The organism is Actinoplanes sp. NPDC048967, assembly GCF_040649415.1.
In the GTDB taxonomy this organism is placed as follows: Bacteria; Actinomycetota; Actinomycetes; order Mycobacteriales; family Micromonosporaceae; genus Actinoplanes.
Map to the genome: position 1 here is coordinate 39089 of NZ_JBEZFL010000012.1, position 16461 is coordinate 55549.

The following is a 16461-nucleotide window of genomic DNA, read 5'->3' on the forward strand; positions in this document are numbered from 1 at the left end:
CGTTCGTTGTTTCCGATGCAGGAAACGCTACGTTGCCTTTCTGAAGACGGCAACAGTGTTGTTGCACTAGATACGCATCACTGCAGCTCAAGACCGCAAAGTCATTGCAATGGTGTTGCCGCATAATGCAACGAGCGGATGTCCGTCATTGCAATGGACGGGGAGTGAACGCTATGGTGGCGGCGCGGACACAGCCACGGACCGAGGAGATCGCGATGCCGGGAGGCAGGCTCACCCAGCAGGAACGCCAGCAGATCGCGCTGGGCCTGGCCGACAGCCGGCCCTACGCCGAGATCGCCCGGAGCCTCGATCGTCCGACGTCGACGATCACGCGGGAAGTGCTGCGCAACGGTGGCCCCACCGCGTACCGGGCCGACCTGGCCCACCGCGCCACCGAGCGCCGTGCCCACCGGCGCCGCCCCGCCGCCTCCCGGGGGACGCAGCCGGCCCCCCAGGCGAACGGACGCGACGCCGAGGCCGTGGCCGAGTACGAGGAGACGCTGACCACCGTCCTCATGGCCTCGGGGCTGAGCAAGATGTCGGCCCGGGTGCTGACCTGCCTGTTCACCACGGACGCGGGCAGCCTCACCGCGGCCGAGCTGGCCCGGCGCGTCCAGGTGAGCCCGGCTTCCATCTCCAAGGCGATCGCGTTCCTGGAGAGCCAGAGCCTGGTCCGCCGGGAGCGCGACGACCGCCGCCGGGACCGCTACATCGTCGACGACGAGCTCTTCTACCAGGCGACGATCGCCAGCGCCCGGGCCAACGACCAGCTCGTCGAGACCGCGCGCCGGGGCGTCGCCATCCTCGGCCCGCACACCGCCGCCGCCACCCGCCTGGAGAACGTCGCCCGCTTCCTCGACTTCATCAGTGAGAGCATCACCCGGGCCGCCGAGCAGGCCCGCGAGGTCCTGCACACGCCGCCGACCAGTTCGAGCATTGACAGTTAGAGTTCAAACAGTTAGCTTTCTCATCATGGATGCACCGAAGCTCACCACCAGCCTGGAACTGGTCCGCTGGATCGGCTGGGCCCAGCGCAGAGCCGGCGAGGACTGGATCCGGGCCCGCGAGCTCAGCCACGAGCAGGCCTTCGTGCTGGGCTACCTGGTGCGGAATCCCGGGGCCATCCAGCGCGACATCGCTCAGGTGAGCCGCACGACCCCGGCCAGCGTCTCGAGTCTGGTGCAGGGACTCGAGCGCAGCGGCCTCGTGGAGCGGCGCACCGAGCCCGGCAACGAGCGCAGCAAACGGGTCTACGCGACGCCGGCCGGCGCTGAGCTCATCGCCGGCTTCGACACCGCCATGGCCGCCGCCGACGAGACCATCCTCGCCCCGCTGGACGAGGCCGAACGGGCCACCCTGCACGCCCTGCTCACCAAGATCACCGCGGAGCTGCCGCAACCCACCCGGTCGTAACCGTGCACGCGCGGCTCCGGCCGCGCCTTCGAACCACCTCCTCGCCGCGGCGGACGCCGGCGCGTAGCTGAAATCTGCCCTGAGACCGCCGTGCCGGCCTTCGCCGGCGCGTAGCTGAGAGCTGCCCTGAGACCGCCGTGCCGGCCTTCGCCGGCGCGCGCTCGACCCTGCCCGGAGGAGAAATCATGACCACCGACGTCGTCGGCACGAACCGCTGGTACCTGTCGGCCGCACCGATCACCCGCGCCCTGTTGCACCTCTGCGTGCCGATGGCAGCCGCGATGATCGTCGGCGCGATCCACAACCTCGTCAACGCCGGCTTCATCGGCTCGCTGCACGACACCGCGCTGCTGGCCGCGATCACGTTCGGGGCACCGATCCTGGGCCTGGTCATGGCGGTCGGCAACGTCTTCGGTGTCGGCGGCGGCGCACTCGTCTCGCGGCTGCTCGGCGCGGCGGAACGCGACCCCGCGCGGGCCGGCGAGATCAGGCACGTCTCGTCGTTCGCCGTCTGGGGTTCGGTGATCGTCGGGGCCGTACTCGGCGGCACCGGGCTGTTCCTGCTGCGCCCGCTGGTCTCCGTGCTCGGCGCGGACACCACCGCCGTGCCCGCGACCAGGGCGTTCGTCGCCGTCATGCTGGCCTTCGTGCCCGTACTGGCCGCGGCGGTCTGTCTCGAGCAGCTCGTCCGGGCCGAGGGCGCCGCCCGCCAGGTGATGATCGGGTTGATCGCCTCCGCGGTGGCCAACGTCGTCTTCGACGTCCTGTTCATCCTCGTGCTGCACCGGGGTGTCGCCGGTGCCGCGCTGTCGATGGGTCTCGCCAACGTGGGCGTGGTCGCGTACTTCGCCGGCTGGCTGGCCCGGCACAGCGAGCACCTGAGTCTCGCGCCGCGCTGGTTCACCCTGTCCCCCGCCGTGCTCAGGCCCGTCCTCGGCGTGGGGGTCGGCACGCTGCTGCAGTCCGCGTTCCTGATCGTCACCGCGCTGGTGCTCAACAACCTCGCGGCCGCGTACGGCGACGGCCCGCTCGCGGCCATGGGTGTCGCCGTACGCATCGCGCAGGTGCCGGAGTTCCTGGTCATGGGCGTGACGTTCGGCGTCCTGCCGCTGCTCGCCTACTCCTACGGCAAGGGTGACCGGACCCGGCTGCTGGCGGCGCTGCGCGGCTCCGCGTTCGCGGTGGGCGGCATCGCGCTGACCTTCTCGGCGGCGGTGCTCCTCTTCCGCGAGCAGGTGTTCTCCGCGTTCGTGGCCGACCCCACGGTCCTCGCGACCGGCGTCACGATCCTCACCGCACAGCTCGTGGCGATGATCGCGAACGGCTTCACCGGCCTGATCACGTCGCTGTTCCAGGCGACCGGCCGGGCGCTGGCCGCGACCGTGATGTCGGTGACCCAGGGCGTGCTGTTCCTGCCGGTCGTACTGCTGGGCAACCTCTGGTTCGGGCTGGCCGGCATCATCTGGGCGCTGACCGTCACCGAGGTCGTCGTGCTCGCCGCAGGCGGCGTCATGTGGCTCGCGTCCCGCCCCGCGATCGACCGCGGCCTGGCCGAGGCCGGCGCGGAACCGGATCAGCCGGTCAGCACGTCCAGCGCCCGGTCCACGTCGGCCTCGGTGTTGTAGATGTGGAACGCCGCGCGCAGCCGGCCGGCCCGCTGGGCCACGCGGATGCCGGCCGCCGCGAGGGCGGCTCCGGCGTCGCGCGCCTCGAAGCTCACGATGGCGCTGTCCCCGGCCGGCCGGTCCAGCCCGGCGAGGAAGCGGTTGGCCAGCGCCACGTCGTGATCGTGGATCGCCGCGATACCGATCTGCTCCACCACACCGAGGGCCGGCGCGGCCCCGATCCAGCTGAACCACGCCGGTGACACGTCGAAGCGCCGCGCGTCGCCGGCCAGCCGCATCTCCGGGCCGTAGTAGGAGTCGGCCACGTCGGCACCGGCGAACCAGCCCGCGGCGATCGGCCGGACCCGGTCGCGGATCCGCGGACTCAGATAGGCGAAGGCCGCGCCCCGCGGACACATCAGCCACTTGTACGCGCTGACGACCACCACGTCCGCCAGCTCGGCATCGAACGGCAGCCACCCGCACCCCTGGCTGGCGTCGACGACCACCGTGGCCCCCACCTCGCGGGCGGCCGCGACGATCCGCTCGTACGGGGCGACCTCCCCGGTGGCCGACTGGACCAGCGAGAACGCCACCACGTCGCAGCCCGCGGACACCGTCTCGACCAGCCGGTCGGTCGGCACCGTGAGCACCTTCAGCCGGTCGCTGTGCACCAGCCACGGGAACAGGTTCGACGTGAACTCGACCTCCGGCACCACCACCCGCGACCCGTCCGCGACGGCGGTGGCGACCGGGGCGATCAGCTGGGACGCCTGCGCGCCGACCGCCACGTCGGCCTCGGGCACCCCGAGCAGGCGGGCGAAGCGGGCGCGGGCGAGCCCGGTGGCTCCGTCCCATTCGGTGGCGAACGTCGCGCCGGTCCGCCAGTCGCCGAGCGCGGCCTGCAGCGCGTCCCACGCGGGCTGCGGCGGCAGGCCGTAGCCGGCGGTGTTCAACCAGCCGGGCAGTGCACTCCAGAGCTGCTGAGCTTCCCTGATATCCACTCGGCCGAGTGTGTCAGCGCAGCCGCCGGGCCGAAGCAGCCAATCGGAGCGTCGTGGCCCCCGCCCGGATCAGCCCCACTCGCGGCGCACCATGGGCTCGGCCGGTCCCTCGTGCACCGGGTCGGTCTCCTCGGACTCGACCAGGTCCTCCGGGCGGACCCGGTCGGGCAGGTGACCGAACCTGGTCTGCCGCAGGTGGGCCAGCTCCTCCTCCGTACGGGGCTCGGTCTCCTGATCGCCACTCATCGCTGGCCTCCCTGGTCGAGCTCACCGGACGCGGAACCTCCATTGTCCACCCCCGTTTCAAGCCAGGACGAGCTCGAGCAGCTCGGCGAGCTGTGCGCGCTGACGGGGGTCGAGCCGGCCGGTCGCCGGGGCCAGGTCCCGCTGGATCTCGGCCTGCACGCGGCCGGCCAGTTCGAGGCCGGCCGGGGTGATGAACACGTCGACGACCCGCTTGTCGCCGGGATTGCGGCCGCGGGCCAGCAGTCCCCGGCGTTCGGCCCGGTCGACGAGGCCGGACATCGTCGACTTGTCCAGGCCGAGGTACCCGGCCAGCTCGGTCATCCGCAGGCGGCGGTCCCGCAGGATGCCGAGGACCCGCAGCTGGGTCAGGGACAGGTCGTGCGCGGCGCCGGCCCGGGTGAGCACTCCCATGACCCGGAAGGCGCTGCGGACCAGGGCGTCGTCCACGACGGCGTCGGAAGTCATGCGCTCAGACTAGTTGACATGGTTTGTAATACCAATCATCATCAGGGTAGTTGGTAATACAAACCATTGCTCCGGAGGACACCATGCATGCAGCCGTCATCACCGCGTTCGACGCCCCGCCGACCTACCGCGAGCACCCGGAGCCGGTCGCCGGCAACGACCACGAGCTGGTCGTCGAGGTCCTCGCCGCGGGCCTGCACCACCTGGTCCGGGCCAAGGCGAACGGCACGCACTACAGCAGCGCGGCTTCGCTCCCGCTGGTCCCGGGCGTCGACGGGGTCGTGCGGGATCCCGCCGGGCGCCTGCGCTACGCGGTGCTGGACGACACCGCCCTGGGCACGTTCGCCGATCGCACCGTGATCGACGTCCGCCGCAGCGTGCCGCTGCCCGACGACATCGACCCGGTCCGGATCGCCGCGGCGATGAACCCGGCGATGTCCTCCTGGGTGGCGCTGCGGCGGCGCATCTCCTTCGAGGCGGGCCGGCGTGTCCTCGTGCTCGGCGCCACCGGCAACGCCGGGCGGATGGCGGTCCAGATCGCCAAGCAGTTCGGCGCCGCGCAGGTCATCGGCTGCGGCCGCGACACCGCGCGGCTGGCCGGACTGGCCGCCGTCGGCGCGGACGAGACGATCACCTTCGACGAGGTCGATCGCGCGGCGGACGTCGACGTCGTCATCGACTACGTCTGGGGCGAGCCGTCCGCCCGCGCCATGACGGCGCTGCTGACCGCGCGGGCCGACCGGAGTGCCCCGCTGAGCTGGATCCAGATCGGCTCGGTCGCCGGCGGGACGGCCCCGGTGCCGTCCGTGGCCCTGCGCGGAGCGAAGCTGCAGATCGTCGGCAGCGGCATCGGCTCCGTCCCCGCGCGCGACTTCCTCGCGGAACTGCCGGAGCTGGCCGCCGCGGTCACGAACGGCGCGATCGACGTACGGCCGCACACCGTGCCGCTCGCCGAGGTCTCGCAGGCCTGGGCGAGCCGGACCGGCGACCGGATCGTCTTCGTGCCGTGAATCACCTTGCCTAAGGCACTTAGGTAAATGCATAGTGGGCTTAGGAAGAGAGGAGCGGTCGTGTCGCGAGCGGGAGTGACGCCGGAGCGTCTGGTGCGGGCCGGGGCGGATCTGGCCGACGAGGTCGGCTTCGATCAGGTCACCGTGTCCGCGCTGGCCCGGCAGTTCGACGTCAAGGTGCCGAGCCTGTATGCCCACGTCGAGGGCTCGCGCGACCTCAGGACCCGGATCGCTCTCCTGGCCCTCGACGAGCTCGCCGACCTCGGTGCGGCGGCTCTGGCCGGCCGGGCGGGCAAGGCCGCCCTGAGCGCGCTGGGCGACGTCTACCGCGACTACGCCCGCGCCCACCCCGGCCGGTATGCCGCGACCCGCATGCGGCTCGACCCGGCCACCGCGGCGGCCGGCGCCGGGCCGCGGCACGCGGAGCTGCTGCGCGCGATCCTCCGCGGCTATCAGCTGAGCGAGACGGACCAGACCCATGCCGTACGGCTGATCGGCAGCACCTTCCACGGCTACCTCAGCCTGGAGCTGGCCGGCGGTTTCGACCACAGCAGCCCCGACTCGCAGCAGTCCTGGACCCGCATCATGGACGCCCTCGACTCCCTGCTGCGCAACTGGCCCGCGCAATGACCCCTGTCCCGTCGAACCGAGGTGGCGTCATCAACACCTGGATCACCACACCCCTGACCGCCGAGCTCGTCCGCGGTGCCGCCGAGCTGGAGCGCACGGAGCACGGCCTGCGGCCGCACCGGCTGCCGGCCTGGGCCCGGGCGCAGACCCCGGACCCGCAGCTGGCCATGGTCGAGGCGCAGCCCTCAGGCGTACGGATCACCTTCCGCACCCGCGCCACAGCCGTCGAGCTCGACACGCTGGCCACCCGGCGCACCTACGCCGGCCTGCCGCCCCGCCCGCACGGCGTGTACGACCTGCTGGTCGACGGCCGGTTGGCCGGGCAGGGCAGCGTCCCCGGCGGCGCCACCCTGACCATCGACATGGCCACCGGCAGCACCGAGCACCGGCCGGGCGCGGTGGGCACCGTGTCGTTCACCGGCCTGCCGGACACCGACAAGGACGTCGAGATCTGGCTGCCGCACAACGAGGCCACCGAGCTCGTCGCGCTGCGTACCGATGCACCGGTCGCGCCGGCCGCCCGCGGCGACCGGCCGGTGTGGCTGCACCACGGCAGCTCGATCAGCCACGGCTCCGACGCCGCGAGCCCGTCCACCACCTGGCCGGCGCTGGCCGCCGCCAAGGGCGGCGTGGAGCTGATCAACCTGGGTCTCGGCGGCAGCGCCCTGCTCGACCCGTTCACCGCGCGCACCCTGCGGGACACCCCGGCCGACCTGATCAGCGTCAAGATCGGCATCAACCTGGTGAACGCCGACCTGCTGCGGCTGCGCGCGTTCATCCCGGCCGTGCACGGCTTCCTCGACACCATCCGGGAGGGTCATCCCCACACTCCCCTGCTGGTCGCCTCGCCGATCTACTGCCCGATCCACGAGGACACCCCCGGTCCGGGCGCCTTCGACCTCGACGCCCTGCGCGAGGGTCAGGTCAAGTTCGTCGCCACCGGCGATCCGGCCGAGCGCGCCGCGGGCAAGCTGACCCTGCGGGTCATCCGCGACGAGCTGGCCCGCATCGTGACGCAACGCGCCGCCGGCGACCCGCACCTGCACCACCTGAACGGACTCGACCTCTACGGCGAGGCCGACTTCGCCGAGCTGCCGCTGCCGGACCGGCTGCACCCGGACGCGGCCACCCACCGCCTCATGGGCGACCGCTTCGCGAAGCTGGTCTTCGCGGGCGACGGCGCCTTCGCGGCCGACCGCAACGCCTGACGACCGGTCGGTGCGGGTCGTCAGCCGAGCAGGCCGGTCCGCTGGGCCAGCATCGCGGCGCGCACCCGGTTGTCGCAGTCCAGCTTGGCGAACACCCGGTACAGGTGGGTCTTCACCGTGCCCTCGCTGACCCACAGCCGGGCGCCGATCTCCGCGTTGGACAGACCCTGAGCCAGCAGCACCAGCACCTCGCGTTCGCGCTCGCTCAGGGTGGCGACCTTGCGCAGCTCCTCGGCCGCGGCGACGGGCGCGGCCGGCAGCCCGTCGAGCACCTGCCGGGTGACCTTCGGGGACAGGAAGGCGGCCCCGGCCGCGGCGGCCCGGATCGCCTGGGGCAGCTCGTCGACGGCGGACTCCTTGAGCAGGAAGCCGGCCGCGCCCGCGCGCAACGCCTCGGCCACGTACTCGTCCTCGCCGAAGGTGGTCAGCACGACGACGCGCACCCCGGGCGCGACCCGGCGGATCTCCCGCAGCGCGGCCAGCCCGTCGAGCACGGGCATCCGGATGTCGAGCAGCGCGACGTCCGGCCGGTGCCGCACGGTGAGCTCGACCGCCGCGCGGCCGTCGGCGGCCTGGGCGACCAGCTCGACGCCGTCGGTGGTGCGCAGGATGGCGTCGATGGCGGTGCGGATGAGCCGGTCGTCGTCGGCCAGCAGGACGCGGATGAGGTCGGTCACGGCGGCGCTCTCATGGTTGGTCAGGACCGCTGGTCCAGGAATTCCTGCTTGTCGACCAGTGTGCCGTCGCGGAAGCAGAACCGGTAGATCAGGTCCTGCCCGGTCACCACGGCCAGCTGCTCCAGCACGGCAGCGCGATGATCCTCGCAGGTGGCGCCGGGCACCGGCCGGCCGCCCACCGCGCCGGCGATGTCAGCGTCGGGCAGCAGCGCGCGCACCTCGGTGGCGCTCTGTCCGATGTGGACGCTATCGAAGGTGGCACGCGGGACCGTACCCAGGGTTGTGGTGAGCCAGAGCCCGGCGACGCAGATCGCCAGGACGCCGCCGATGGCGAGGGTCGCGGCGGCCAGCACGAACCGCGACCGCCGGCGGTCGCGGTCGACCAGCTCGGCGAAGTCGGCGCGGGCGGCCGGGGGTGGCCCGGGACCTGCCGCGGCTGCGGTCCGAGGAGCCTCCGCCGGGTCCTCCGGGTACGGGAGAGTCGCCGCCAGCCGGAACCCGCCGCCGGCCGTCGTACCGTGGTAGAGCAGGCCGCCCGCCACCCGGACCCGCTCGGTGAGGCCGAGCAGCCCGCGACCGGATGTCGTCCGGGCGACGCTCCGCCCCGCCGTGTTCGTCACACCCGCGATGAGCGCGTCGGACTCGTACCGCAGCGACACCTCGATGTCGCCGCCGTGCGCGTGCCGCAGCGCGTTGGTCACACCTTCCTGGATGACCCGGTAGGCCGCGTGCTCGGTGAGCGCGGCGAGCGGCCGCTCCTCGCCCTGCCGGACGATCGTCACCCGGGAGCCGGCCGCGCGGGCGTTCGCCGCCAGCTCGTCCAGCCCGGTCAGCGAGGGCGCCGGGGACTGGGTGTCGTCCTGGCCGAGGATGCCGAGGATCTGCCGCAGCTCGGTCATGGCCGCGGCGGACGCCTCCCGGAGCAACTGCGAGTTCTCGTCGCGGGCCAGGCCGGCGTACAGCGAGATCAGGGTCAGCTTGTGGCCGAGGGAGTCGTGCAGGTCGCGGGCGATGCGGGTGCGCTCGCGGGCCTGGGCCGCCCGGGCCGCCTCGTCCCGCTCGTCGTGCAGCTGCACGTTGCGGCGGTGCATGGCCGCCAGCAAGGTACGCCGCCGGCGCACCAGCCGGCCGGCCGCCGCCGGGAAGATCGCGAGCAGCACGAACAGGGCGGACATCAGCACGACGGTGGTCCCGTCGAGCGGCTCCTCCCACCACCACACCGCGCCCAGCAGACCTGCCCAGGCCACCCCCAGCCCGGCCACGAGCTGCCGCCGGTCGGCGACGCGGTAGCTGAACGAGGCGCTGAGCACCACCAGCAGCAGGCTGTTCTCCCCGCCGGTGCACAGCCCGATGACGGCCGCCCCCGTGTACGCGGCCAGCGGGTGCACCAGCCGCAGCACCACCAGCAGCGGCGTGCTCACCCCGACGATCCAGGGCACGGCCGGGTACACGGCGGCGACGGCCGGGGGGACAGTCACGCCGGCGGTGACCAGCACCGTCAGCAGGATCTCGTAGGTCAGTCGCCACGAACCCGTCCGGCGCAGCACGGCCAAGGTCATGGCGAGTTCCTACCACTCACCGGCGGTCCCGGGCGATCTGGTCGACGGCCTTGCTCGCCTGGAGCAGCCCGGCGCCGGTGTGCTGCCGGTAGATCCGGACGGCTGTCGCGGGGTCGTCGCGGTCGAGGGCCGTCCCGACGTCCGCCCGCATGGCCTCGACGTCGATCGGGCGACCGGCGGCCAGCGCGCGGGCGCGGCGGGTGAGGTAGGCGGAGACGACCAGCATGAGGAGGCCGACCAGGCCGATGAACAGAGCGATTTTCCACGTCATGCAGAGAAGTCTGCCGATCCGGGCCCGGTACCCGCGTCTGCGGAACGACTGACGCGTACCGGGGCCGGATCAGACTTTCGTTGACTTGACGGGTGCGCTCTGTCCCGGATCAGTGGCCGGTGGCGAGCAGACCGACGGCGACGGTGGCCAGGACGAGCCCGGTGACCTGCTCGATGCGCGCCTTGACCCGCGGTCGGCGCAGCCAGCGGCCGAGCCGGTCCACGGCGGCGACGTAGAGCCCGAACCAGCTCAGGTAGAGCCCCGCGAAGATCGCCGACAGCAGCAGGGCCTCGGCCCGCGGCGAGCCGCCGCCGACGGTGAGGAACTGCGGCAGGAAGGTGACGAAGAACAGCGCCACCTTCGGGTTCAGCGCGTTCGACAGGAAACCTTGCCGCAGGTACGCCGACCGCCGCACCGGCACCACGTCCGGCTGGTCGGTGACCGGCGCGCGCGGTGACCTCGTCGCCGACCACAGCATCTGCGACGCGAGCCACAGCAGGTACACCGCCCCGGCGATCTTCAGCACGGTGAACGCCGTCGCCGAGGCGAGCAGCAACGCCGACAACCCGAGGGCGGCGGCGCCCGCGTGCACGCCCACTCCCAGCACGCCACCGACCAGGGTCAGCACTCCGCCGGCCCGGCCGCCGACCAGCGCGTTGCGGGTCATCAGGGCCTGGTCCGGGCCCGGCAGCATGATCAGCACCAGGGCCGTCATCGCGAACGTCAGCATCGCCGTCTCCTCGTTCCGTCGGATGCGATTGACGATGCCGCCGACCGATCCTTACGTCCAATGCCAGTTTTGGACGCGTCCCATGACTAGAATTTATGAATGGTGACCCTGGTGCAGCTACGCGTGATCGACGCCGTCGCCCGGCTCGGCTCGGTGACCGCGGTCGCCAAGGAGCTGCGCTACACCCAGCCCGCGATCAGCCATCAGCTGTCCCGGCTGGAGGCTCGGCTCGGGGCCGGGCTGGTGCAGCGGGCCGGCCGCGGGATCCGGCTCACCCCGGCCGGCCGCCTGCTCGCGGACCGGGCAGCCGAGATCATCGGCCGGGTCGACGCGGCCACCGCGGAGCTCTCCGCGCTGGTCGGGCTGAGCACGGGACGGGTCCGGCTGGCCGGCTTCGGCTCGGTCATGAGCTCCCTGGTCCCGCAGGCGGCCGGCATCCTGGCCCGGCGCCACCCCGGCCTGGAGGTCGGCCTGACCGACACCCATCCGGAAGAGGCCCTGCATCAGCTGCGCACCGGCCAGGTCGAGGTCGCGGTGATCTTCCGGTACGACGACACCGCCCCGGAGGACGACGGCATCCGGCTGACCCACCTGCTCGACGACCCGCTCTACCTGCTCACCACCGGCGGCGGCACAACCCTCGCCGACCACGCGCGTTCGCCCTGGATCGCCGGCTGCGAACGGTGCCGCAGCCACCTGGTGGAGATGTGCGAAGGCGCCGGTTTCACCCCGCGCCTGGCGTACACCACCGACGACATGGTGGTGATGCAGAGCCTGGTCGCCGCGGGAATGGGCGTCACCACGATCCCCGGACTGGCGCTGCGGGCCCACCGCCACCCGGCGATCACCGCCACCCCGCTGCCCGTACCGCTGCGCCGGATCCACGCCGCCACCTACGGCGAGCCACCGGACCCGCCCGCCACCGCTGCGCTCGTCGCCGCCCTCACCGAGGCCGCCTCGGCCGGATAGCCGGACCAGACCGGCCCACCCTGCCGCTCCGGACAGCCGGACCGGGCTGTCGCGCCGGGCGGGGTGCGGGGTCGACCCGCAGGCTGGACGAGGTCGAGACGGCCCAGGCCACCGCCGCGGCCGAGTCGACGTTCCGCTACGCCCGGACCCTGCTGATCGTCGTGCTCATGGCCGGGATCCGGCCGGCCGTCGCGGCCGGCATGGTCGTGGCGCGCTCGGTCAGCCGGCCGCCGGCCCGGGTGCTGAGCACGCTGCAGCGGGTGCAGCCGGTCGATCTGACCGCGGTGGCCGACATCGACAGCCGCGACTGCCGTCAACTCGTCACACAATCCCACCAATACTGACCAATCATTGAAATTCATATTGCTCGATGTCATACTTGGGAGCGCTCCCATATGGCACCTCACGTCGATGAACGGAGATGATCCATGAGTTCCCCCAAGCTCGGGCAATCCGGTAGGCGATCCTCCCCAGCCGTCCGCCAGCCTCTCCGGGCGCTCGTCCTGCTCCTCGCCATCATGGCCGGCATGCTGCCCTGGGCCGGCGCGGCGCAGGCCCACGGCACCATCGTCGACCCGGCGTCCCGGGCCTATCAGTGCTGGCAGTCCTGGGGCAGCCACCACACCGATCCGGCCATGCAGCAGCAGGATCCCATGTGCTGGCAGGCCTTCCAGGCCAACTCCGACACCATGTGGAACTGGATGAGCGCGCTGCGGGACGGCCTCGGCGGGCAGTACCAGGCCCGTACGCCCGACGGCCAGCTCTGCAGCAACGGGCTCACCAGGAACAACAGCCTGAACACGCCCGGGGCCTGGAAGCAGACCCGGGTCGGCAACAACTTCTCGGTCAAGCTGTACGACCAGGCCAGCCACGGCGCCGACTTCTTCCGCGTCTACGTGAGCAAGAACGGGTTCAACCCGGCCACCCAGAGCCTCGGGTGGGGCAACCTCGACTTCATCACGCAGACCGGACGGTACGCCCCGGCGCAGAACATCACGTTCAACATCTCCACCTCCGGCTACACCGGACACCACGTCCTGTTCGTCATCTGGCAGGCCTCGCACCTCGACCAGGCCTACATGTGGTGCAGTGACGTGAACTTCGGCTGATCAGCAGCACCGCACCACTCCGGCCCGGGACGTCACCGTCCCGGGCCGGGCTTCTTCCCCCCGCGAAGCGCCCCCACGGGATCTCACCGGTGGGCGACAATGTGGACGGAACGCGAGGAGGTGCCGCGATGTCCCGAGTGTTCGAGTCGCCGGACGGTCCGCCCGGCCCGGCGCGCATCATCGATCTGTACTGCGGCTACATGGTCTCCCAGACGCTGTTCGCGGCCGTGGAGACCGGCCTGTTCGCCGCGGCCGGGCCCGAGCCCGCCACCCCGGCCCAGCTGGCCGAACGCTGCGACATCCCGGAACGCAGCGCACGGGCGATGGCCGACCTGCTCGCCGATGCCGGCCTGCTGGAGCGGGCCGGGGCCGCCTTCCGCACCGCGCCGGACGCCGAGGCGTTCCTGACCGGACGCGGCCCGGCCGACCTGCGGCCGATGGCCCGCTACTGGGCGACGGTGAGCTATCCGGCCTGGGGCAACGCGATCGAGGCGTTCCGCACCCGGCGCGGCGTGCGGCCGGTGCTCGACGAGGCCCAGACCGAGGCGTACGAGTCGACGGTCGCACTCGTCACGGCCGAGACCGCGGCCGATCTGGCCCTCGCGTACGACTTCGGCCGGCACCGGCGGTTGCTCGACGTGGGCGGCGGCTACGGCACGTTCGCCAGGCCGATTCTGTCCGCGTACGAGAATCTGAGCGTCACCCTGATCGACCTGCCCGAGGTGGCCGCGGCGGTCGCCGGTCAGGCGGTCCCCCGCCTGACCGCGGTCGGCGCCGACATCTTCGCGTCGCCGTTGCCGGCCGGGCACGACGTCATCCTGGTCGCGAACCTCGTGCATCTGCTGCCCCCGGACCGGATCACCGAGCTGTTCCGGCGCCTGCGCGCGGCCGCCGCCCCCGAGACCACGCTGCTGCTCGTCGACTGGTGGCGCACCGACCGGGCACCGCACCCGTCGGCCCGCTTCGGCGCCGGCGAGTTCCTCGTCATCAGCGGCGGTGACCTCTACCAGGTCGACGAGGTGGCCGGTTGGCTGGCCGGGACCGGCTGGAGATTCACCGGACTCACCGAGCTGCCGCCGCCGTCCGGTGTGCTGGTGGCCGTCCCGGACTGAGCGCGCTGAGGCAGAGGTCCTCGGCCATGGTGCGGCTCGTCTCGAGGAAGCCGAGCCGCGCGTAGCGGGCCCCGGGCACCGGCCGTCCATACCGCGGCTGGTGTACGGCGCCGGGGTGAAAGCCTGCGGCTGGTGGATGTGCCGGGACGCGGCCGCGGGCAACCATGAAGCATGATCGAGGCAGACCAGCTCACCCAGCGACCGGTGCGGCGCGAGCCGCGGGCCAATCCCTTCGAGCGGGGTGCCGAGCTGGGCACCGCGGTGGGTGACCTCACCGCGTTCATGATGACCTACAAGTTCGGCCTCGACGAGGTGCTCACCAAGATCGGCATCCTGCGCGAGGAGTTCACCTTCACGCAGGATTTCAATCCCATCGAGCACGTCAAGTCGCGGCTCAAGTCGCCGGCCAGCATCGCTGAGAAGGCGCTGCGCAAAGGGTACGGCCCGGAGCCCGCGAGCATCCGTGAGCACCTGCTGGACATCGCCGGGGTCAGGATCACCTGCAGTTTCATCTCCGACGTCTACAGCGTCGCGGACATGCTCACCCGGCAGCCCGATGTGAAGGTTCTCCGGACCCGGGACTACATCCGGCAACCGAAGCCGAACGGCTACCAGAGCCTGCACCTGATCCTCGAGATCCCGGTGTTCCTCTCCGACCGGGTGGAGCTGGTCCCGGTCGAGGTGCAGATCCGGACCGCCGCGATGGACTTCTGGGCCGGGCTCGAGCACAAGATCCACTACAAGTACCGCGGCGACATCCCGGCCGGCCTGGTCGAGGAGCTGCAGGAGGCCGCGACGGTGGCCGGCAACCTCGACAAGAAGATGGAACGGCTCCGCGGCGAGCTCGGGCAGCGTTGAGCGAGGGCTACTTCGCGGCCGCGGCGGCGGAGAGCAGGCGTTCGGCCAGCGCGCGGCAGCGTCCCACCAGCTCCGGCGGGTCGAGCACCTCGAAGTCGTGTCCCAGCAGGACCATGTGCATGAGGACGAAGTCCAGGCTCCCGGCCCCGCTGAGCACCTCGCAGCGTTTGCTCCCGCGCGGCCGGACCACGGCCGCCGACGCCGGGATCTGCGTGCGGACGGTGTCGGCGGGCGCGTGCACCAGGAACCGGGCCTGGTGCCGGTAGACCCGGCTCGCCACGCCCTCCTGCACGTGGGTCGCCGCGTCGGGGGCCGGGCGCGGGCGGAAGTGCCAGGTGCGGGCGGCCACCTCGGTCATCCGGTCGGCGCGGAAGCTGCGCCAGTCGTCGCGGTCCAGGTCGTAGGCGAACAGGTACCAGCGGCGGTCGGAGGCGACCAGGCGGTACGGCTCGACGCGTCGCCGGCGTACCTCGTTGCCGGACGGGTAGCCGAAGCCGGCCTCGACCTGGTCGCGGCAGGCCCGGGCCAGGGTCGTGAGGACGTCCGGGTCGACCGGGGTACGGCCACCGCCGAAGGAATCCACCGAGCCGGCGAGCGCGCGGACGTCGGGCCGCAGCCGCAGGGGCAGCACCTGGTCGAGCTTGGTCAGCGCCCGCAGTGCGGCTTCCCCGGCCCCCGCGACCTCGCCGCCCGCACCGGCGAGCAGGGACACGGCGGTGGCGATGGCCTCCTCGTCGTCGAGCAGCAGGGGCGGCAGGTGCTGTCCGGGGCCGAGCTGGTAGCCGCCGCCGACACCCTGGCTGGCGTGTACGGGATAGCCCAGCGTGCGCAGCCGTTCGACGTCGCGGCGCACCGTGCGGGGCGTGACGCCGAGGCGGTCGGCGAGCTCGGGGCCGGTCCAGACCTGGCGCTGTTGCAGCAGGCCGAGCAGGGTGAGCACGCGTTCGGTCGTGCCCCGCTCACCGCCGCCCACCGGATCCATGGCACCACTTTGTCAGAGATAGCGGACCGATCCAGTCCGCCATGGGTGGCAGGGTGGTGGCATCTGTCCGAGGTCGGCCTGCTGCGCGACCTGTATGCACGACAACCACCGAGAACGGAGCTACCCGATGAGCCGCGAGATCCAGGTGACCTTCGACGCGCACGACCCGGCGGCGCTGTCCTCCTTCTGGCGCGACGCGCTCGGCTACGTCCACCCCGGCCCGCCCGGCGTCGAGCTGCCCGACGGCGCCGACCCGCTGGCGGCCTGGGAGGAGTTCCTCGAGCGGGTCGGCGTGCCGAAGGAGGAGCGCAACACGCGGTCGGCCATCGAGGACCCGCAGGGGCGCGGGCCGCGGCTGTTCTTCCAGCAGGTGCCCGAGGACAAGGTCGCCAAGAACCGCGTCCATCTCGACGTCCGGGCCGCCCCGGGGCTGCAGGGCGAGGAGCGGATGGCGGCGCTGGAGGCCGAGTGCGACCGGCTCGTCGCGCTCGGCGCCCAACGGGTGAGCCGCTCCGAGCCCGAGCCCCCGATGAGTTCCGGCTTCATCGTGATGGCCGATCCCGAGGGCAACGAGTTCTGCCTCGACTGAGGACGGTTCAGGGCTGTCTCAGGGT

The 16461-nt window shown here is 72.3% G+C and carries 19 protein-coding genes and 2 pseudogenes; 13 read left to right on the forward strand and 8 right to left on the reverse strand.

Annotation, left to right across the window (positions count from 1 at the left end; genetic code table 11):
* Positions 1-215 precede the first annotated feature (215 nt).
* From AB0C12_RS38285 to AB0C12_RS38300, 4 genes and pseudogenes are all read left to right on the forward strand, one after another.
* Positions 216-422, forward strand: a pseudogene (locus AB0C12_RS38285) (helix-turn-helix domain-containing protein); the annotation flags it as partial.
* Between the two features lie 132 nt (positions 423-554).
* Positions 555-947, forward strand: a pseudogene (locus AB0C12_RS38290) (MarR family transcriptional regulator); the annotation flags it as partial.
* Positions 948-972: 25 nt separating this feature from the next.
* Entirely contained in the window at positions 973-1413 is a 441-nt protein-coding gene (locus AB0C12_RS38295; protein ID WP_360555465.1) for a MarR family transcriptional regulator, read from the forward strand.
* 185 nt (positions 1414-1598) lie between these two features.
* On the forward strand, positions 1599-3038 hold the full coding sequence (locus tag AB0C12_RS38300) for an MATE family efflux transporter (protein WP_360555466.1): 1440 nt from the start codon (positions 1599-1601) through the stop codon (positions 3036-3038).
* On the opposite strand, the gene AB0C12_RS38305 is transcribed toward AB0C12_RS38300, so the two are convergent.
* The 3 genes from AB0C12_RS38305 to AB0C12_RS38315 all read right to left on the reverse strand — a co-directional run bounded on the left by AB0C12_RS38305 (position 2987) and on the right by AB0C12_RS38315 (position 4732).
* Positions 2987-4021 (reverse strand): aminotransferase class V-fold PLP-dependent enzyme, encoded by a 1035-nt coding sequence (locus tag AB0C12_RS38305; RefSeq protein ID WP_360555467.1) that lies wholly within the window; start codon positions 4019-4021, stop codon positions 2987-2989. The genes AB0C12_RS38300 and AB0C12_RS38305 overlap by 52 nt on opposite strands.
* Positions 4022-4090: 69 nt before the next feature.
* Complete coding sequence (locus tag AB0C12_RS38310; RefSeq protein ID WP_360555469.1) at positions 4091-4267, reverse strand: hypothetical protein; 177 nt, start codon at positions 4265-4267, stop codon at positions 4091-4093.
* Between the two features lie 57 nt (positions 4268-4324).
* Positions 4325-4732, reverse strand: coding sequence for a MarR family transcriptional regulator (locus tag AB0C12_RS38315; RefSeq protein WP_360555470.1), 408 nt, complete (start codon positions 4730-4732; stop codon positions 4325-4327).
* An 83-nt stretch (positions 4733-4815) separates the two neighbouring features.
* On the opposite strand from AB0C12_RS38315, the gene AB0C12_RS38320 reads away from it, so the two are divergent.
* Genes AB0C12_RS38320 through AB0C12_RS38330 form a run of 3 tightly spaced genes read left to right on the forward strand, consistent with a single transcriptional unit; the run spans position 4816 to position 7580 of the window.
* A complete protein-coding gene (locus tag AB0C12_RS38320) occupies positions 4816-5742 on the forward strand; it encodes a zinc-binding alcohol dehydrogenase family protein (RefSeq protein WP_360555472.1) in 927 nt (308 codons plus the stop codon).
* Positions 5743-5802: 60 nt separating this feature from the next.
* On the forward strand, positions 5803-6372 hold the full coding sequence (locus tag AB0C12_RS38325) for a TetR-like C-terminal domain-containing protein (RefSeq protein ID WP_360555474.1): 570 nt from the start codon (positions 5803-5805) through the stop codon (positions 6370-6372).
* Positions 6369-7580, forward strand: a complete 1212-nt coding sequence (locus tag AB0C12_RS38330; RefSeq protein ID WP_360555476.1) for a GDSL-type esterase/lipase family protein — start codon at positions 6369-6371, stop codon at positions 7578-7580. The genes AB0C12_RS38325 and AB0C12_RS38330 overlap by 4 nt, the downstream gene beginning before the upstream one ends.
* 20 nt (positions 7581-7600) lie before the next feature.
* On the opposite strand, the gene AB0C12_RS38335 is transcribed toward AB0C12_RS38330, so the two are convergent.
* The 4 genes from AB0C12_RS38335 to AB0C12_RS38350 all read right to left on the reverse strand — a co-directional run bounded on the left by AB0C12_RS38335 (position 7601) and on the right by AB0C12_RS38350 (position 10817).
* Positions 7601-8257 carry a response regulator transcription factor gene (locus tag AB0C12_RS38335; RefSeq protein ID WP_360555478.1) on the reverse strand — a complete coding sequence of 219 codons (657 nt, stop codon included), beginning with the start codon at positions 8255-8257 and terminating at the stop codon, positions 7601-7603.
* Between the two features lie 20 nt (positions 8258-8277).
* Positions 8278-9816 carry a histidine kinase gene (locus AB0C12_RS38340; RefSeq protein ID WP_360555480.1) on the reverse strand — a complete coding sequence of 513 codons (1539 nt, stop codon included), beginning with the start codon at positions 9814-9816 and terminating at the stop codon, positions 8278-8280.
* A 16-nt stretch (positions 9817-9832) separates the two neighbouring features.
* Positions 9833-10087, reverse strand: coding sequence for a hypothetical protein (locus AB0C12_RS38345; RefSeq protein WP_360555482.1), 255 nt, complete (start codon positions 10085-10087; stop codon positions 9833-9835).
* A gap of 109 nt (positions 10088-10196) precedes the next feature.
* Positions 10197-10817, reverse strand: coding sequence for a LysE family translocator (locus AB0C12_RS38350; protein ID WP_360555483.1), 621 nt, complete (start codon positions 10815-10817; stop codon positions 10197-10199).
* Between the two features lie 99 nt (positions 10818-10916).
* Here AB0C12_RS38350 and AB0C12_RS38355 point away from each other — a divergent pair, with 99 nt between their 5' ends.
* From AB0C12_RS38355 to AB0C12_RS38375, 5 genes are all read left to right on the forward strand, one after another.
* On the forward strand, positions 10917-11786 hold the full coding sequence (locus tag AB0C12_RS38355; protein WP_360555485.1) for a LysR family transcriptional regulator: 870 nt from the start codon (positions 10917-10919) through the stop codon (positions 11784-11786).
* A gap of 167 nt (positions 11787-11953) precedes the next feature.
* Positions 11954-12130 (forward strand): hypothetical protein, encoded by a 177-nt coding sequence (locus tag AB0C12_RS38360; RefSeq protein WP_360555486.1) that lies wholly within the window; start codon positions 11954-11956, stop codon positions 12128-12130.
* Between the two features lie 183 nt (positions 12131-12313).
* The gene (locus tag AB0C12_RS38365) at positions 12314-12895 is read left to right on the forward strand and encodes a lytic polysaccharide monooxygenase (RefSeq protein ID WP_360555487.1); all 582 of its coding nucleotides are present in this window, start codon (positions 12314-12316) and stop codon (positions 12893-12895) included.
* A gap of 128 nt (positions 12896-13023) precedes the next feature.
* Entirely contained in the window at positions 13024-14007 is a 984-nt protein-coding gene (locus AB0C12_RS38370) for a methyltransferase (protein WP_360555488.1), read from the forward strand.
* Positions 14008-14178: 171 nt separating this feature from the next.
* A complete protein-coding gene (locus AB0C12_RS38375; RefSeq protein WP_360555489.1) occupies positions 14179-14865 on the forward strand; it encodes a GTP pyrophosphokinase family protein in 687 nt (228 codons plus the stop codon).
* Between the two features lie 7 nt (positions 14866-14872).
* Here AB0C12_RS38375 and AB0C12_RS38380 read toward each other — a convergent pair whose 3' ends face one another.
* A complete protein-coding gene (locus AB0C12_RS38380; protein WP_360555491.1) occupies positions 14873-15847 on the reverse strand; it encodes a YafY family protein in 975 nt (324 codons plus the stop codon).
* Positions 15848-15974: 127 nt separating this feature from the next.
* On the opposite strand from AB0C12_RS38380, the gene AB0C12_RS38385 reads away from it, so the two are divergent.
* Positions 15975-16436, forward strand: a complete 462-nt coding sequence (locus tag AB0C12_RS38385) for a VOC family protein (protein WP_360555492.1) — start codon at positions 15975-15977, stop codon at positions 16434-16436.
* The last annotated feature ends 25 nt before the right edge of the window (positions 16437-16461 follow it).

What these genes read in the sequence shown, in the direction of transcription:
- AB0C12_RS38355 (WP_360555485.1), top strand. Translation starts at nt 10,917, where the DNA reads ATGGTGACCCTGGTGCAGCTACGCGTGATCGACGCCGTCGCCCGGCTC.
- AB0C12_RS38370 (WP_360555488.1), top strand. Translation starts at nt 13,024, where the DNA reads ATGTCCCGAGTGTTCGAGTCGCCGGACGGTCCGCCCGGCCCGGCGCGC.
- AB0C12_RS38350 (WP_360555483.1), bottom strand. Translation starts at nt 10,817, where the DNA reads ATGCTGACGTTCGCGATGACGGCCCTGGTGCTGATCATGCTGCCGGGC.
- AB0C12_RS38315 (WP_360555470.1), bottom strand. Translation starts at nt 4,732, where the DNA reads ATGACTTCCGACGCCGTCGTGGACGACGCCCTGGTCCGCAGCGCCTTC.
- AB0C12_RS38295 (WP_360555465.1), top strand. Translation starts at nt 973, where the DNA reads ATGGATGCACCGAAGCTCACCACCAGCCTGGAACTGGTCCGCTGGATC.
- AB0C12_RS38340 (WP_360555480.1), bottom strand. Translation starts at nt 9,816, where the DNA reads ATGACCTTGGCCGTGCTGCGCCGGACGGGTTCGTGGCGACTGACCTAC.
- AB0C12_RS38360 (WP_360555486.1), top strand. Translation starts at nt 11,954, where the DNA reads ATGGCCGGGATCCGGCCGGCCGTCGCGGCCGGCATGGTCGTGGCGCGC.
- AB0C12_RS38330 (WP_360555476.1), top strand. Translation starts at nt 6,369, where the DNA reads ATGACCCCTGTCCCGTCGAACCGAGGTGGCGTCATCAACACCTGGATC.
- AB0C12_RS38345 (WP_360555482.1), bottom strand. Translation starts at nt 10,087, where the DNA reads ATGACGTGGAAAATCGCTCTGTTCATCGGCCTGGTCGGCCTCCTCATG.
- AB0C12_RS38300 (WP_360555466.1), top strand. Translation starts at nt 1,599, where the DNA reads ATGACCACCGACGTCGTCGGCACGAACCGCTGGTACCTGTCGGCCGCA.
- AB0C12_RS38320 (WP_360555472.1), top strand. Translation starts at nt 4,816, where the DNA reads ATGCATGCAGCCGTCATCACCGCGTTCGACGCCCCGCCGACCTACCGC.
- AB0C12_RS38385 (WP_360555492.1), top strand. Translation starts at nt 15,975, where the DNA reads ATGAGCCGCGAGATCCAGGTGACCTTCGACGCGCACGACCCGGCGGCG.
- AB0C12_RS38375 (WP_360555489.1), top strand. Translation starts at nt 14,179, where the DNA reads ATGATCGAGGCAGACCAGCTCACCCAGCGACCGGTGCGGCGCGAGCCG.
- AB0C12_RS38380 (WP_360555491.1), bottom strand. Translation starts at nt 15,847, where the DNA reads ATGGATCCGGTGGGCGGCGGTGAGCGGGGCACGACCGAACGCGTGCTC.
- AB0C12_RS38310 (WP_360555469.1), bottom strand. Translation starts at nt 4,267, where the DNA reads ATGAGTGGCGATCAGGAGACCGAGCCCCGTACGGAGGAGGAGCTGGCC.
- AB0C12_RS38365 (WP_360555487.1), top strand. Translation starts at nt 12,314, where the DNA reads ATGCTGCCCTGGGCCGGCGCGGCGCAGGCCCACGGCACCATCGTCGAC.